Origin of the sequence: Psychrobacillus sp. FSL K6-2836, from assembly GCF_038003085.1 — a bacterium.
Lineage (GTDB): Bacteria > Bacillota > Bacilli > Bacillales_A > Planococcaceae > Psychrobacillus.
Genome location: NZ_JBBOOM010000001.1, coordinates 4,151,502 through 4,167,098 on the forward strand (window position 1 = coordinate 4,151,502; position 15,597 = coordinate 4,167,098).

At 35.3% G+C, this 15,597-nt stretch carries 14 protein-coding genes and 1 other annotated feature; of the genes, 12 read left to right on the forward strand and 2 right to left on the reverse strand.

Annotation, left to right across the window (positions count from 1 at the left end):
• Nucleotides 1-11: 11 nt before the first annotated feature.
• Nucleotides 12-950, forward strand: a complete 939-nt coding sequence (rnz, locus tag MKY37_RS20195) for a ribonuclease Z (protein ID WP_340779659.1) — start codon at nt 12-14, stop codon at nt 948-950.
• 419 nt (nt 951-1,369) lie between these two features.
• Here rnz and proC read toward each other — a convergent pair whose 3' ends face one another.
• Nucleotides 1,370-2,188 (reverse strand): pyrroline-5-carboxylate reductase, encoded by an 819-nt coding sequence (gene proC / locus MKY37_RS20200; protein ID WP_340779662.1) that lies wholly within the window; start codon nt 2,186-2,188, stop codon nt 1,370-1,372.
• A gap of 102 nt (nt 2,189-2,290) precedes the next feature.
• Nucleotides 2,291-2,503: a binding site (T-box leader), on the reverse strand.
• A 120-nt stretch (nt 2,504-2,623) separates the two neighbouring features.
• On the opposite strand from proC, the gene MKY37_RS20205 reads away from it, so the two are divergent.
• Nucleotides 2,624-3,568: an MBL fold metallo-hydrolase gene (locus tag MKY37_RS20205; RefSeq protein ID WP_340779663.1), complete on the forward strand. Its 945-nt coding sequence runs from the start codon at nt 2,624-2,626 to the stop codon at nt 3,566-3,568.
• Nucleotides 3,555-4,307: an SDR family NAD(P)-dependent oxidoreductase gene (locus MKY37_RS20210; protein WP_340779665.1), complete on the forward strand. Its 753-nt coding sequence runs from the start codon at nt 3,555-3,557 to the stop codon at nt 4,305-4,307. The genes MKY37_RS20205 and MKY37_RS20210 overlap by 14 nt, the downstream gene beginning before the upstream one ends.
• A 130-nt stretch (nt 4,308-4,437) precedes the next feature.
• On the opposite strand, the gene MKY37_RS20215 is transcribed toward MKY37_RS20210, so the two are convergent.
• A complete protein-coding gene (locus MKY37_RS20215) occupies nt 4,438-4,602 on the reverse strand; it encodes an aspartyl-phosphate phosphatase Spo0E family protein (protein WP_340779667.1) in 165 nt (54 codons plus the stop codon).
• 312 nt (nt 4,603-4,914) lie between these two features.
• On the opposite strand from MKY37_RS20215, the gene MKY37_RS20220 reads away from it, so the two are divergent.
• The 9 genes from MKY37_RS20220 (at nt 4,915) to MKY37_RS20260 (ending at nt 15,573) form a co-directional block, all read left to right on the forward strand.
• Entirely contained in the window at nt 4,915-5,706 is a 792-nt protein-coding gene (locus MKY37_RS20220; RefSeq protein WP_340779668.1) for an aminoglycoside phosphotransferase family protein, read from the forward strand.
• Between the two features lie 34 nt (nt 5,707-5,740).
• Complete coding sequence (locus tag MKY37_RS20225; RefSeq protein ID WP_340780002.1) at nt 5,741-6,397, forward strand: HAD family hydrolase; 657 nt, start codon at nt 5,741-5,743, stop codon at nt 6,395-6,397.
• A gap of 36 nt (nt 6,398-6,433) precedes the next feature.
• Nucleotides 6,434-6,730 carry an antibiotic biosynthesis monooxygenase family protein gene (locus tag MKY37_RS20230; RefSeq protein WP_340779669.1) on the forward strand — a complete coding sequence of 99 codons (297 nt, stop codon included), beginning with the start codon at nt 6,434-6,436 and terminating at the stop codon, nt 6,728-6,730.
• A 198-nt stretch (nt 6,731-6,928) separates the two neighbouring features.
• A complete protein-coding gene (locus tag MKY37_RS20235; RefSeq protein ID WP_340779670.1) occupies nt 6,929-8,137 on the forward strand; it encodes an argininosuccinate synthase in 1,209 nt (402 codons plus the stop codon).
• Nucleotides 8,134-9,510 (forward strand): argininosuccinate lyase, encoded by a 1,377-nt coding sequence (gene argH, locus MKY37_RS20240; RefSeq protein ID WP_340779671.1) that lies wholly within the window; start codon nt 8,134-8,136, stop codon nt 9,508-9,510. Before MKY37_RS20235 ends, argH begins: the two co-directional genes overlap by 4 nt.
• 286 nt (nt 9,511-9,796) lie before the next feature.
• A complete protein-coding gene (locus tag MKY37_RS20245) occupies nt 9,797-12,172 on the forward strand; it encodes a glycoside hydrolase family 65 protein (RefSeq protein WP_340779672.1) in 2,376 nt (791 codons plus the stop codon).
• Nucleotides 12,173-12,488: 316 nt separating this feature from the next.
• A complete protein-coding gene (locus MKY37_RS20250) occupies nt 12,489-13,751 on the forward strand; it encodes a sugar ABC transporter substrate-binding protein (protein ID WP_340779674.1) in 1,263 nt (420 codons plus the stop codon).
• Between the two features lie 110 nt (nt 13,752-13,861).
• Entirely contained in the window at nt 13,862-14,737 is an 876-nt protein-coding gene (locus MKY37_RS20255; protein WP_340779675.1) for a carbohydrate ABC transporter permease, read from the forward strand.
• Entirely contained in the window at nt 14,737-15,573 is an 837-nt protein-coding gene (locus tag MKY37_RS20260) for a carbohydrate ABC transporter permease (RefSeq protein ID WP_340779677.1), read from the forward strand. Before MKY37_RS20255 ends, MKY37_RS20260 begins: the two co-directional genes overlap by 1 nt.
• Nucleotides 15,574-15,597 lie beyond the last annotated feature (24 nt).

Genomic DNA, 15,597 nt, shown 5'->3' on the forward strand with positions numbered 1-15,597 from the left:
AGTGAGCAAATATGCAATTATTATTTTTAGGTACTGGAGCAGGAATGCCCTCAAAACAACGTAATACGACTTCTACTGTTTTGAAACTATTAGAGGAGCGAGGTTCTTTTTGGATGTTTGATTGTGGGGAAGCCACTCAGCATCAAATTTTGCATACGACACTAAAGCCTCGTAAACTGGAAAAACTATTTATTACACATTTACATGGCGATCATATATATGGGCTTCCTGGCTTGCTCGGATCCCGCTCTTTTTTAGGGGGACTGGAACCTCTTACAATCTATGGTCCAACAGGGTTGAAAAATTGGATTGAAGTAACTCTTGCTATATCCAATACTCATGTAAAATATCCACTTTCGATTATAGAGATTGAAGAAGGAATTATATTTGAGGATGAACAATTTATAGTGGAAGCAAAATTATTAGAACATGTAATGCCTTGTTTCGGATATACGGTCAAACAAAAAGCCCTTGCCCCTGAACTTTTTATAGAAAAAACAGATGCTCTAGGAGTTCCAAGAGGTCCATTATTAAAACTATTAAAAGAAGGACAAGATGTGGTGCTTCCGAATGGAATAATAGTAAAGAGTGAGGATGTAACTGGAGACCCAAGGGAGGGTTTTAAAGTAACAATACTTGGAGATACAAAATACTGTGAAAACTCTATTTGGTTAAGTAAAGATGCAGATGTCGTCGTCCATGAAGGTACGTTCGACGTAGATACAGCTGAGCTTGCGCGCCTTTATGGGCATTCGACAATAGTTGATGCAGCAGAAGTCTGTCAAAAAGCGAATGCTAAGCATTTGATCGTTAACCATATTAGTGCCCGGTTTCTATCAGCTGATCTAAAAAAAATGCTTACGCAAGTCGAAAAATATAGTTTTCCGGTTTATATCGCTGAAGATCTTGCAGAATATAATTGGGTAAATAATTCATTAATCAAATTATAAAAGAGATTCCGAATGAGTTGAATTTCACTCGGAATCTCTTTTTTTCTTTAGTATAACTAAACTCACAGTTGCAATTGGTCCTATAACTAATGATAGGAGGAACCAGCTGAGACCGCTTCTATTTTTCCCTTGTGCAAAATGCCGGCATTAATCCCGCATTAACGGGCAAGTATGTCTTCCGCGTAAAGGCTTGGTTCAAGCACCAAAGAATAAGTGGGAGATAACTGCCCAAACTGCCCGGATGGTTCAACTAATAATCATTGGGGAATAAGAACTCCCCAATGATTGTAGCTTCACTTTGCTAGTGTGCACCAGCCGAAAAAATAAGAATTGTCCATTACTTTTTCAAAACACCTTTTTAGATCATCTTATTATCACGGTTTAACAGGCAGTAAAACTATATAGATGAAAGCTTTCTCTTATGATGATTCATAAAGCTTCCCGAGTTCCCGTGATCTGTTTTGTGCAGCTTGGATGCAAGCAAAGATAGCCTCATTCACTTTATGCTCCATTAATTGCTCTAAGCCTGCTTCTGTTGTGCCTCCTGGGCTAGTGACTCTTCTACGCAGTTCTTCCGGTTCCACGTCGCCTTTTCTCAGCATTTGTGCTGCACCTTCCATCGTCTGTATAAATAATTGACGAGCATCGCCTTTATCTAACCCATGCTCAACAGCTGCAGATTCAAACTGTTCTGCGAAATAATAGAAGTAAGCTGGACCACTTCCGGAAAGTGCAGTAACAATATGTAAATCTTCTTCTGCTACGACTTTTACTGAACCAATCGATTCTAAAAGATCGATGATGAGTAGTTTGGATGCTTCTGAAATAAGCTCATTCCAGCATATAGCAGACGCACTCATTCCAACGGCTGCTGAAGTATTTGGCATAACACGTGCAATTGGTCTGTTGCCCAGAGAATTTGTAATGGTCTGGATATTGATACCAGCAATAACGGAGATTATCATTGCATCATTGTTTATATATGGTGCCAGATCAGTTAACGCATCATTCGCATCTTTTGGTTTCATGGCTAAAAAAATAATATTAGCTTCCGTTAAAGCTTTTTTCTGTTCACACATGATTTGCACATTGTACGTTTCTTTCAAATAGTTAAGCTGCTTTTCATCTGATTTATTCATGACATGAATAGAGGTAGTTGAAATTTTTTGCTCTTTTGTTAAGCCATTTATAATAGCTTCAGCCATTGCACCAGCGCCTACAAATACAATCTTCGTCATATAAATTCCTCCTTTTAGTAGTGCCAGAATTCCATTAAACTTCATGCAAGTGGAACAATATAAAAATAGAACAAAATAAAAAAGCGCTCTCGTCTCATATATAATAAGGACGAAAACACTTGTTTTCCGCGGTACCACCTAAATTTGCTGAGTATTTTCAGCACAACTTAATCCTTCGTATCGAGAAGGTACGACTATGTTTACATAGTAGCTCCGAAGTAGGTTCTATATACGAGCGGGAGGTGAAACTTGCAGCGGGTCATTTCACTCTCTTAACTCCATCATATATGTACTAATCTTCATCTTAGCTTTTATATTCTGAATTAATGAAATTATATGCATCTTATAAGAAAAAGTCAACCATATTTCCGTGACGACTTTCATAAATAAGAGTACAATGTAGTGAATGACTATTCATTAATGAGGAGAATTCAAATGATACATAAAATTATAATTCCTACTCCATTTGCTGTAGGGGATGTAAACGCCTATTTAGTAAAAGGCGATGCTCTGACACTGATAGATGCCGGACCAAAAACAGATGTAGCGTTAGCTGCATTAACACAAGGTATTAAAGAAGCGGGTTATGAGCTGAACGATATTGAACAGGTTGTTTTAACACATCATCACCCTGACCATGCTGGTTGGACGGATGCTTTTGAACAAGCTGCTATACTAGGTCATGAATACAATCAAGTATGGATGACTCGTGACAAAGAATTTTTACAGTACCATGATCGTTTTTATTTACAATGCTTAAAAGAAGAAGGGGTCCCTGAGGAATATTTTAATTGGGTAGAGAAGATGAGAAGACCTTTAAGCCTTCTTGGAAATCGATCGTTAGACACTTATTTATATGATAATGATAAATTGCCTGGTCATCCTGATATTCAGGTGCTTGAAACATTAGGACATGCACAAAGCCATTTGTCATTTTGGTTTGAGAGTTCGAAAGTTCTTATAGGAGGGGATCTTATACTTGAAAAGATCTCTTCTAATCCTTTAATTGAACCGCCACTAAATGCAAATAATGAGCGACCAAAATCGATGTTACAATACAATGCCTCATTGAAAAGAATTCAACAGTTACCTATTGAAAAGGTATATAGCGGGCATGGTAACGAAGTGTACAATATTCAGGAGCTTGTAACAACTAGACTGGAAAAACAAAAAGAGCGAGCATTTAAAGTATTGGATATGATGAATGATGGTGAACAAACAATTTTTGAACTAACCAAACAACTATTTCCGAAAATTTATGAAAAAGAACTTGGATTAACTCTTTCTGAAACAATTGGTCAAATAGATTATTTAATCGATGAAAAACTTATAACGGCAAAACGAAATGAAAAAGGAATTCTGTTATATGAGCAAAGCTAAAAAAATTCTAATTACTGGTGCTACTAGCGGAGTCGGACTAATGCTTGCGAAAACTTTACATAAAGCAGGGCATGAAATTTGGGCTACTGGTAGAAGTACCAATGTACTAAATAGTTTATCAGCTATAGGAATCCATACAATTGAAGCGGACTTAACATCTGTCCAATCCTTCGATTCCCTTTTTAAAGACATGGATACACCTGATACCGTTATCCATTGTGCTGGCGTTGGGACATTTTCATATGTATTGGATATGGATAACAGTGATATGGAGAAAATGTTACAGGTCAACGTATTAGCGCCTATGAAGCTTACGAAGTACTTTGCACAAAGGATGAAATCTCGCGGGAGTGGTCACTTTATATTTATTGCTTCTCAAGCAGGTAAAGTTGCTACTCCTAAAGCATCTGTGTATGCGGCATCTAAGCATGCTATTCTTGGATTTGCTAATGCTATCCGGATGGAACTGAAGGATTTTGGAGTTGAGGTTACGACTATTAATCCAGGACCAATTGATACTCCATTTCTCGATTTAGCAGATCAGACAGGTAATTATAGAGACAGTATGAAAAAACATCTGTTGACTCCAGAAAAAGTGGTAGCATCTATCGAAAGAGTAATTGAAAAACCAGTACGAGAGGTGGATCTTCCTTCTTACATGAGTATTACAAGCAAACTATATGCTATAGCCCCATCTATTGTCGAAACTGTTGGGAAAAAGTATTTTACAAAAAAATAACATTTTAAAAACCGATTTTTCCTCATGAATAAAGGAAAAATCGGTTTTTTTAGTAGAGTTAGGCAATGTTTTTTTCTTTGTATCTTTTTGCATTAGCAGAAACTAAGAAAGGTACCATTTAATTTCAAGTTCATGAAACTTTTCGTTGGTATCTATTTAGAAGTTCATCAAGCTCTTGACTGCAAGTAACGACAATTGGATGAGTAAAACCAAGAATTTTTGCCTTTCTATACATATCTTGTTTCTTTAGCTCAATTCGTAGCAATAATGCTTTTTGGTGCAAATGACTTTTCACAATATTTCCTCCGTAGTGTGTATTTAGCTTCATTTCTTGGAGTGTATATCTAGTAGGTTATGTAGCAACCTGCTTATTGTATAATAAGGAAATTGCAAAGATTGTCGGATTGTGAAAAAATTTAACTTTTCACAAAAATGTCACATTTAGATAGTTTTGAACATATTTATTGATATATTTTCACAATATTACTAGACATTTGTTTGTGCAAAGTTCTCAAAACGATTACATTATCTTTGAGCATAAAAAGATTAAAGGAAGTGGATGAAGAATATTAACTATTAAAGTCGAAATTATGAATATGAGGTGAAAATGTTGAAAGTATATTCAAACAAAAATCCAGTTATTCCGGAGCAATTTCAAAAAATAATTGGAAGCATTCAAAGGATTTCATACCCAAAAAGACAAGGTGCGACTTCAGAAGTGATATTTCTTTATACTGATCGAGGTAACTATGTTTGCAAACGTTCCTCTTTACCAAAGTATAGAACATGGCTATCAAAGGAAGCGAAAGTTATGGAAGTATTAAATGTTAATACTGCTTTATCAATACCAACCTATTATCACTATGTGGAAGAAGAAAATAATAGCTTCTTACTAATGAGTTTGGAGGAAGGTATTCCTTTAAGAGAGGCATTGATTGTTGCTAGAACAGATGAAGATAAAAAGAATCTTATTTATAGTTTTGGCACCCAGTTGAGGACTTTACATGAAACAGCCCCACCACCACATTGGCAGCAACAGGAAAGCTGGTTAGATATACAACTTAAGAAGGCTACTTATAATTTAAAAAACTATGAGGTGGATGGAGATCAACCATTATTAGATAGTTTGAAAATAAACAAACCGGTAGCTATACCTCAAATGCTTATTCACGGGGATTGTACGATAGATAATGTACTAGTGAAAGATAATCAGGTTCACACATTTATTGATCTATCTGAGGCTGACTTTGGTGATCCTAGGTATGATGTAGCGCTTGCTATTCGATCCTTTCTATATGATGAAGTATTATTAAAAGCCTTTTATGACGGATATAGGTTACAACAGATATCAAAAGAAGAATTTGCTTATTTTGATGGTGGACTTTACGAATTTTTTTAGCGGCATAGTTTATGGAAATGAGGTTTTGGAATTGATTAAAGGAGTTATATTTGATTTTGATGGTTTAATAGTGGATACAGAAACTACTTGGTATGAAGCATTCAAGGAAGTTTTTTGGGAAAGTCATCATCTAAATTTAGATTTAATAGGATACTCCCAATGTATTGGAACTGGTAACGATGTTTTATACCGTTACTTCCGGGAACTTGCTGGGGATTCAGTTGATTGTGAATTGCTTGAAGAGCAAGCAACAGTAAAATATGAAAACCTGATGAAAGCACCTGTACTTCGTGAAGGTGTTATAGAATATTTAAATGAGGCTAAACAAAATAATTTGAAAATAGCACTAGCCTCGAGCTCATCAAAGGAGTGGGTGCATACATACCTAAAGCAACTTAACATAATAGATTATTTTAAAATCATCAATACAAAAGATGATGTGAGCAATGTTAAACCTGACCCTGAACTATATGATAAAACATTGAAGGACTTAGGATTATCACCTAAAGAAACGATAGTATTTGAAGATTCTATAAACGGTTTGAGTGCCGCAAAAGCAGCGGGAATTCGCTGTGTAATAGTCCCAAATAGCGTTACAAAAAACCTGAAATTTGAGAACTTTGATGATCGGATAGACTCTATGAAGGAAATCACTTTAAGTGAATTATTAAAGAAGCTAGAACGTATGTAGTTTGAAATGTTGGAAGTACAAAAAGGAGTGTTAAATATGATATTAGAGGCAGTAATGTTACAAGTTAAATCAGGTAAAGAGGATAACTATGAGGATGATTTTCGACAAGCATCGAAAATTATTTCTTCTATGCAAGGTTATATATCTCATGAGTTACAGCGTTGTATGGAAGTTAAGGGGAAATATTTACTGCTAGTAAGATGGGAAACCTTAGAAGATCATACAATTGGCTTTAGAGAATCGAACGAATATCAAGAATGGAAGAAACTACTTCATCCATACTATGATCCTTTCCCAGTTGTCGAACACTTTGAGAAAGTGCATATATTCTAGAATAGAACATAGACTTAAGTCTCTCTAATTTATATAGAGAGACTTAAGTCTATTTTTATTTGTAGGCTTTTGCAAATCATTTAAAGATAAATAATTAGGTATAATTATTAAAAATAAGTTGTATTTATACAATTACCATGTTACATTATGTATATTAATACTAAAAAGTTGTATATAAATTCATTGGAGGGATATAAAATGAACAAAAAAGTTGTTTTAGCATATTCGGGCGGGTTAGATACATCAGTTGCAATCACGTGGTTAAAAGATGAAGGATATGATGTTGTAGCGGTTTGTTTGGATGTTGGAGAAGGTAAAGATCTTGCATTCGTAAAAAATAAAGCACTTGAGGTTGGCGCAATTGAAAGCTATATGATCGATGCAAGAGAAGAATTTGCAAATGAATATGCATTGATCTCACTTCAAGCACATACATGGTATGAAAATAAATATCCATTAGTTTCTGCTTTATCTCGACCACTAATTTCTAAAAAGTTAGTTGAAATTGCAGAACAAACTGGAGCAACTGCAGTTGCACATGGCTGTACAGGTAAAGGGAATGATCAAGTTCGTTTCGAGGTTTCTATAAAAGCATTAAATCCAAACTTAGAGGTAATTGCACCGGTTCGTGAGTGGAGCTGGAGTCGTGAAGAAGAAATTGCATATGCAAAAGAAAAAAATATCCCAATTCCGATTAATCTAGACAGCCCATTTTCTATCGATCAAAACCTTTGGGGTCGTGCAAATGAATGTGGTATTTTAGAAGATCCGTGGGCTGCACCACCTGAAGAGGCTTATGATTTAACAGTTTCGTTGGAAAATGCACCCGACACTGCTGATGTAATTGAAATAGAATTTTTAAAAGGAGTACCTACTTCGATAGATGGTGTTGCGTATCCATTACACGAATTAATACTTAAATTAAATGAGTTGGCTGGAAAACACGGTGTCGGCCGTATTGATCACGTTGAAAATCGTTTGGTTGGCATTAAATCACGTGAAGTGTATGAAATTCCTGGTGCGCATACATTACTTTTAGCACATAAAGAATTAGAAGATATAACATTAGTAAAAGAATTGGCACACTTTAAACCAGTAATGGAGAAAAAGTTAACGGAACTTATTTATGAAGGACTCTGGTTCTCTCCACTTAGAACAGCACTAGAAGCATTCTTAAAAGAAACGCAGCAATATGTAAATGGGACAGTGCGTGTCAAATTATTTAAAGGTCATGCAATTGTAGAAGGTCGTAAATCTCCGAACTCTCTATACAATGAAAAATTGGCAACATATACAAAGGATGATGAATTTAATCATGCCTCTGCTGTAGGATTTATCGAACTATGGGGTCTTCCAACAAAAGTTCATGCAATGGTGAACAAGGGAGCAGAGAAGGTGGAAGTATGACAAAACTATGGGGTGGCAGATTTCAAAAATCTGCCGAACAATGGGTTGATGAATTTGGGGCATCCATTGGATTCGACCAAACGTTAGTAAAAGAAGATTTAGATGGAAGTATGGCACATGTTCAAATGCTAGGGGACTGCAATATACTTCCACCTGAAGATGTTCAAAGTATTTTAGGTGGTCTTGTACAATTAAAAAAATTGGCAACTGAAAACAAATTAGAGTTTTCTGTTGCCAATGAAGATATTCACTTGAATTTAGAAAAAATGCTTATCGACTTAATCGGTCCGGTTGGTGGCAAGCTACATACTGGTCGTAGTCGTAACGATCAAGTAGCGACGGATATGCATTTATTTTTGAAAAATAGAGTAAATGAAATAATTGAGTTAATCGAGATTTTTCAACAAACACTTGTGTCACAGGCAGAAACACATGTGGAAACTCTTGCACCAGGATATACTCATTTACAGCGTGCACAACCAATTTCATTTGCGCACCATTTAATGGCTTATTTCTGGATGCTTGAACGTGACAAAGATCGTTTTAAAGATTCTATGAAGCGTATCGACATCTCACCACTTGGAGCAGGGGCTCTTGCTGGGACTACCTTTCCAATTGATCGCAAGATAGCTGCTGAGTATCTTGGCTTTGCGAAAGTTTATGAGAATAGTATGGATGCAGTTAGTGACCGTGATTTTATCGTGGAATTTTTAAGTAATTCTTCGGTGCTGATGGCTCATTTATCTCGGTTTGCCGAGGAAATCATTTTATGGTCTAGTGCTGAATTTAATTTTATTGAACTAGATGATGCTTTTTCCACAGGTTCTAGTATAATGCCTCAAAAGAAAAATCCAGATATGGCAGAGTTAATCCGTGGAAAAACAGGTCGAGTATACGGAAATCTTATGGGATTATTAACGGTCATTAAGGGGCTTCCGCTTGCCTACAACAAAGATATGCAAGAAGACAAAGAGGGCATGTTCGATACTGTACATACAATAGTTGGATCATTGAAGATTTTTGAAGGCATGGTTCGTACAATGGTAGTTCACTCAGAACGACTACATGACACAGTTCATAAAGACTTTTCCAATGCAACAGAACTTGCTGATTATTTAGCCGCAAAAGGACTTCCATTCCGTGAGGCACATGAGGTGACTGGGAAACTAGTTTTCCTATGCATCCAACGTGGTTATTTCTTACTAAATCTACCGCTAGAAGATCTTAAGGAAGCAAGCGATTTGATTGAACCAGATATATACGATGTATTATCGCCACTAGCCGCTGTGAGAAGAAGAAATTCTCTAGGTGGAACTGGTTTCGATCAAGTAAAAATTCAAATTACTGAAGCAAAAACTCGATTAGTATTATAAAACCTGTAGACACTTCGTATCATTACGAAACTGTCTGCAGGTTTTTTGCACTTTCTCCAGTTTTTTCATACTAATGCAAATAATCTAAATGCACTATACTATTTATTGACAATTTAGAATTTTATATTTATAGTTAGTTATGAAAAGGCTTACAATTATTTTATCAACTAAAACGTTTTTGAAGAATGTTCAAAATGACTTCTCCATAAACGTATTTTTTTCTATAAAATCTAAAACGTTTTCGTAAATTTTTACATATGCTTTCGGAAAGGGGAATTTAAGTCACATGATTAGTTATTCAATGGGTCAAGGGGATCTTGAAAATTGGCTTGTTTCAGAAGTGGTATTCCAACCTAAAGCACTTGGTAAAAGTGAAGCAATTATGTCCCTTGGGAATGGTTATATGGGATTGCGCTCTGCTACTGAAGAACCGTACCTGAAAGAAACTAGAAATTTATTTGTAAGTGGTACTTTTAATAAAGCCGAAGAAAATGAAGTAACAGAATTACCAAACATAGCTGATGTGACGAGGTTAGATATTCGGGTAGATGGTGATCGATTCAGCCTTGAATTTGGCAAAACAAAGGATTACATAAAACAATTAAATGTAAAAACAGCAGTGTTGAGAAGATATTTTGTGTGGACATCTCCGAGAGGAAAAGTACTGCAATTTGAATTTCAACGATTTCTGTCTCTAGATAATTTACATCTAATTGGCATGAAAATGTTTGTAAAAAGCTTAACAGATCCAGTTCAAATTTCTTTTGACACTGGAATTGATGCACAAATAAGTAATTCAGGCTCGCAACATTTTCTAGAAGGTGAACGGAGAATATTTGATAAAAAGATTATTCAGCTAGTCCAAACAACCAATGAGTCTAAAACAGATGTGGTGATCAACTCTTTCCACAAAGTTATTGTTAATGATGAAGAAACAATTGATGATCCAGAAATGAACATGGCCCGTAGAAAAGTGTGGCTTACCTATACAATTAATCTTCAACCTAACGATAAGATGGAAATGGAAAAACTAACGACAGTGCATACGAGTCGAGATAAGGAATTTGACAATACTGAATATCGTCTTCAGCGACTAAAGGATAGCTCATTAGAAGATTTACGAAACAGTTCAATAAAAGGTTATGATTCACTCCTTAATTCACATACAGTAGCTTGGAATAATAGCGTATGGAATGCATACAAATTAGAGATTAATAGCGATAATCCATATGATCAACTTGCATTGCGATTCTCTCTATATCATCTAACGATTATGGCTCCTGCACATGATGTGCGAATGGGAATTGCAGCAAAAGGATTGAGTGGAGAAGGTTATAAAGGGCATTCATTTTGGGATACAGAAATCTTCATACTTCCATTTTTCATCTTTTCCAACCCAGCAGTTGCAAAATCCCTATTAACTTACCGCTACAATGGTTTAACCGGAGCTAGAAAAAAGGCAAGGGAGAATGGATATAGTGGGGCGATGTTTCCTTGGGAGGCGGCTTGGCCATCTGACGGAGAAGTAACTCCGAAACTAGGAGACATTGATATTGTTACAGGGGAACAAACGAAAATTTGGTCAGGAATCATTGAACAACATATTTCAGCTGATATCGCTTTTTCCATTTACCAATACTTTAATGTCGCTGCTGATCATGAATTTATGGATCATTGTGGATATGAAATAATTTTTGATACCGCAAGTTTTTGGGCAAGTCGGCTTGAGTGGGATTCAGGTAAGCAAGAATACCATATTAATAAGGTGATAGGTCCTGATGAATATAAGGAGCATGTAAACAACAATGCTTTTACGAATTATATGGCTTTTTTTAACCTGAAACTAGCAATACGTTATTATGAATCATTGATGAAAGAAAACCCTAGATTAATAGAAGTTTTGAATAACAAATTAGATTTGAAAACAGCTTATCCTATCTGGCAATCAAAAGCTAAAAAAATCTATTTGCCACAGCCACGTGAAGAGGATTTGGTAATTCCTCAGGATGATACTTATTTAAAGCTTAAAGAAATTGATCTTACGAAATATAAAAATCAAGAAAAATTAAGAACAATATATCGTGATTATAATCCAGAACAAATTAATACCCTTCAGGTTACGAAGCAAGCGGATATATTACTTTTGTTTTACCTGTTAAACCAAACTTTTTTAAGGGAAGATATTCAGCTATCAAATGCTATAAAAGAGGCTAACTTCTATTATTACGAACCAAAAACATTACATGATTCTTCGTTAAGCTTGGCAACACACTCCATTTTAGCAAATGATATTGGTAACGCAGATTTAGCTTATTCGCTTTTCAGGAAATCTACAGAAGTCGATTTAGGACCCCAAATGAACACATCAGATGATGGTATACACGCGGCATCCATCGGTGGTATATGGAAAGCAGCCATCTTCGGCTTTGCTGGGATTAGACTTGTAGATGGGAAAATTACGATAAACCCGAAATTACCAAAGCAGTGGCATCATATGAAATTTACTATTCAATGGCAAGGTCAGCCAATCACATTATTCCTAACAAAAACTACTTTATCTGTAAAAGTAGAAAATAAGGAAAAAATAGAATTTGAGTTTCATGATCAAATCTATGCGTGTGATGATGAAATAACTATAGAGTTTGAAAACAAAAATAGGTAAGTAAAATTCTTAGTTACCTATTTCAATGTAAAACACGAATATTAATATTATATTATCCGATTAATTAAAATGGACTTCGTTGATTGGAGAGCAAGGCGTCGACTCCAGTGGGAACAGCGCGAGCTGAAAGCCCCGCAGGAACGAAGTGACGAGGAGATTGAATCCGTGCCCACGGAAAGCGTCCGCCTGAAGCGGAAATCAACATTAATCGGATTTTACTATTAATTAATCCATTATCAAATTGACTCAGGTAGTTATAAAATGAACTTTCATTTTATTTACTATAGAAATTCAAATCGTAGGGGGAGGAATTTAAATGAAGTTCCAAAAAAGAACGTGGAGTAGTCTATTTATAATCGCTTTGTTATTACTTTTAAGTGCTTGTAGTGGCAGTGATGAAGGTTCAACAGGAAAAGAAAATAGTGGGGATAGTGATGAAGCTTCTACCCAAAAAATTACTATCTTCCAAAGTAAAGTAGAAATATCCGATCAATTAGAAGCACTTGCGAAGGAATATACTACTGAAACTGGCGTTGAAGTGGAAGTATGGGGAACAACAGGTGATGATTACTTTGAACAACTACAAATTCGTTTGAATAGTGATCAAGGTCCATCCATATTCAGTCTTCAAAATGTAACGGAAGCTGAAAAAATGAAATCCTATGTAGCTGATTTATCTTCTGAAGCATATGCAAAAGATATTGCCCCAGGAATGGAGTTAAAAGTAGAAGACAAAATCGTAGGAGTACCTTATGGAGTAGAAGGATTCGGATTAGTTTATAACAAAGACTTAGTTAAACCAGAAGATGTTGCCGATTATGAATCTTTTGTGAGCACATTAGAAAAGTTAAAAGCTGAAGATATTACAGGATTAGGCCTTTCAAAAGAAGCTTATTTCTTAATTGGGCATATTAGTAACTATCCTTTTTCTTTACAAAGTGATCATTACGAATTCATCGATAAGCTAACAAGTGGTGATGTAACAATGGCAGAAACAAAGGAATTTCAAGAGTTCGGTAAATTTATGGAAGCTATAAAAGCAAACACTCCAAGTCCTTTAGATGTGACATACGATAAAGAAGTGGGTGACTTTGCAGCTGGAAAATCAGCAATGATTCATCAAGGTAACTGGGCTTATGGAATGCTTGCAGACTTTGATGTAGATTTTGAGGTAGGTATGCTTCCATTTCCATTAAACGGTACGGATAAATTAGCAGTAGGAGTAGGAAATAACTGGGCAGTCAACGGGAAAAAGGATGAAGCAGAAACGAAAGCGGCAAAAGACTTCTTAAATTGGATGTTTACAAGTGAAACAGGTCACCGATACATTGTAGAGGAATTTGGATTTGTTCCTGCGCTTACAACTATCGAAGCAAATGACTTAGATCCACTATCTCAAGACGTTTTAAACGCTTCCAATAGTGGTCAAACAATTCCGTGGGCACAAAATTATTACCCAGCTAATATTGTTCCGAACGATTTTGCTCCAAAAGCAGAAGAATTCTTTTTATCAAAAGATATGACTGGTGAGGAATTTATAGAAAATTTAGATGATGCTTGGAAAAACGCTGTAAAATAGTTTAAATTCACTAGGAAGATAGTTTAATAAAGGCTGGGCACACCATTTTAGGGGTGTCCAGTACTTACCTATTCGATCCATTTATAAACTATTAGAAAGGAGTGTTTTACATGCAAAATAAAAATAATAAAGGGTGGTATTTATTATTTACTGCGCCGTTATTTATTATTTTTTTGACAGTAGTAGTTATTCCATTCGTAATTGGAATATATTATTCCTTTTTTAAGTGGGATGGAATTGGAGCTAATCCAAAGGTGTTTGTTGGCTTTGATAATTTTATCAAGTTATTTGGTGATACACGCTTTCTTGAATCTACATGGAAGACAACTCTATTTACCATATTAGCCGTTATCTCCGTAAATATAGTTGGACTTGTTTTTGCTCTCTTGGTGACATCAAAACTTAGAACATCCAATGCTGCACGTACAATGGTATTTATGCCTTACTTGATAGGTGGATTAATATTAGGTTATATTTGGCAGTTTATCTTCTTAGATGTTTTTACATTAATCGGCGAAGTAACTGGTCTTGAAAATGTCTTTTTTAATTGGCTTATCGATATGGATTTTGCCTTATATGCTTTAGTTTTCGTTTTTACTTGGCAAATGGCAGGATATATTATGATTATTTATATCGCAGGAATACAAAGTATACCTAACGATGTAATGGAGGCATCTATGATTGATGGTGCGAGTTGGTGGCAAAGGTTAAAAAATATTACATTTCCTCTGTTAATGCCTGCTTTTACAATTAGCTTGTTTTTAACGCTATCATCAGCATTTAAAATCTACGATGTTAACCTTTCTTTAACGGGTGGAGGACCTGCAAATTCCACTGAAATGTTTGCGATGAACATTTATAACGAAATCTTTGGGTATGGTAATTATGGCTACGGTCAGGCTAAGGCAATTATTTTCTTCTTAATAGTGGCTGCAATAACACTGACACAAGTTTATATTACGAAAAAGAGGGAGGTAGAATTGTGATGAAGAAGTTTTATAAAATTCTAAAAGAGCTTTTACTCCTCATTGCTGCGCTATTCTTTCTATCTCCTATCTATATAATTATTGTCAACTCATTTAAAGATCGACAGGAATTATATGAAAATGTTCTAGCACTTCCTAAAGAGTTCAGCTTCCAATACTATATAGAAGCGATGGAAAAAATGAACTTTTTGAATGCACTTGCTAATTCATTATATATAACGATACTTTCTGTTCTAATTATTGTTGTATTGTCCTCTATGACTGCTTGGATGCTAGCAAGAACAGATAATAAGTTAAGTAAAATTATTTTCATGATTTTCATAGCAACCATGCTTATTCCCTTCCAAACATTGATGATGCCTTTAATGCAATTCATGAGCACTATAACTAATACGTTACATATTCCAATGATTAATACTCGTGAAGGTTTAATATTTATGCATATTGGTTTTAGTTCTAGTATATCCGTCTTCTTATACCATGGATTTGTTAAGTCTATACCAATTACATTAGAGGAAGCAGCTACAATTGACGGTGCATCGAAGTTTGGGGTTTTCTGGAGAATTATTTTTCCAATTCTAAAACCAATTACAGTTACAGTAATGATTTTAAATGTTATTAATATATGGAATGATTATCTACTACCTTCTTTAACACTTACTGATAAGGGACTTCGAACAATCCCACTATCTACTTTTTATTTCTTTGGTGAATTTACGATTCAGTGGAACTTAGCAATGGCTGGCTTGATGCTGACAATCATTCCTGTAGTAATTTTCTATGTTCTTGCACAAAAACATATTATTAAAGGTATTGGGGAAGGGGCTGTAAAATAAAGTATATTTTAAGTGGGAGGTAAG

What these genes read in the sequence shown, in the direction of transcription:
- rnz (WP_340779659.1), top strand. Translation starts at nt 12, where the DNA reads ATGCAATTATTATTTTTAGGTACTGGAGCAGGAATGCCCTCAAAACAA.
- proC (WP_340779662.1), bottom strand. Translation starts at nt 2,188, where the DNA reads ATGACGAAGATTGTATTTGTAGGCGCTGGTGCAATGGCTGAAGCTATT.
- MKY37_RS20205 (WP_340779663.1), top strand. Translation starts at nt 2,624, where the DNA reads ATGATACATAAAATTATAATTCCTACTCCATTTGCTGTAGGGGATGTA.
- MKY37_RS20210 (WP_340779665.1), top strand. Translation starts at nt 3,555, where the DNA reads ATGAGCAAAGCTAAAAAAATTCTAATTACTGGTGCTACTAGCGGAGTC.
- MKY37_RS20220 (WP_340779668.1), top strand. Translation starts at nt 4,915, where the DNA reads ATGTTGAAAGTATATTCAAACAAAAATCCAGTTATTCCGGAGCAATTT.
- MKY37_RS20230 (WP_340779669.1), top strand. Translation starts at nt 6,434, where the DNA reads ATGATATTAGAGGCAGTAATGTTACAAGTTAAATCAGGTAAAGAGGAT.
- MKY37_RS20235 (WP_340779670.1), top strand. Translation starts at nt 6,929, where the DNA reads ATGAACAAAAAAGTTGTTTTAGCATATTCGGGCGGGTTAGATACATCA.
- argH (WP_340779671.1), top strand. Translation starts at nt 8,134, where the DNA reads ATGACAAAACTATGGGGTGGCAGATTTCAAAAATCTGCCGAACAATGG.
- MKY37_RS20245 (WP_340779672.1), top strand. Translation starts at nt 9,797, where the DNA reads ATGATTAGTTATTCAATGGGTCAAGGGGATCTTGAAAATTGGCTTGTT.
- MKY37_RS20250 (WP_340779674.1), top strand. Translation starts at nt 12,489, where the DNA reads ATGAAGTTCCAAAAAAGAACGTGGAGTAGTCTATTTATAATCGCTTTG.
- MKY37_RS20255 (WP_340779675.1), top strand. Translation starts at nt 13,862, where the DNA reads ATGCAAAATAAAAATAATAAAGGGTGGTATTTATTATTTACTGCGCCG.
- MKY37_RS20260 (WP_340779677.1), top strand. Translation starts at nt 14,737, where the DNA reads ATGAAGAAGTTTTATAAAATTCTAAAAGAGCTTTTACTCCTCATTGCT.